Origin of the sequence: Dietzia massiliensis (assembly GCF_018390595.1) — a bacterium.
Taxonomy (GTDB): domain Bacteria; phylum Actinomycetota; class Actinomycetes; order Mycobacteriales; family Mycobacteriaceae; genus Dietzia; species Dietzia massiliensis.
In genome coordinates, this window is the sequence record NZ_JAHBAV010000193.1 from 1 (window position 1) to 450 (window position 450).

Here is a 450-nt window from a genome sequence, read left to right on the forward strand (position 1 = left end):
GCGAGCCGCTGCTCAACCTGAACAACGTGGTGCCGGCGATGGAAATCATGCTGGACGACTTCGGCTTTGGCCTGTCCAAACGCCGCGTGACCCTGTCTACCTCCGGCGTGGTGCCGGCGCTGGACAAGCTGGGCGACATGATCGACGTGGCGCTGGCGATCTCGCTGCATGCGCCGAACGACACCATCCGCGATGAGATCGTGCCGATCAACCGCAAGTACAACATCGAGACCTTCCTGTCCGCGGTGCGTCGCTATCTGGAAAAATCCAACGCCAACCAGGGCCGCGTGACCGTCGAGTACGTGATGCTGGATCATATCAACGACAGCACCGACGATGCGCATCAGCTGGCGGAAGTGCTGAAAGACACGCCGTGCAAGATCAACCTGATCCCATGGAACCCGTTCCCGGGCGCCCCTTACGGCCGCAGCTCCAACAGCCGGGTGGATC

1 protein-coding gene is annotated in these 450 nt (G+C 61.8%); it reads left to right on the forward strand.

The annotated features are described in order from the left end of the window. On the forward strand, positions 1–450 hold a 450-nt coding region (locus tag KHA85_RS16800; protein ID WP_213186671.1), incomplete at both ends, for a radical SAM protein.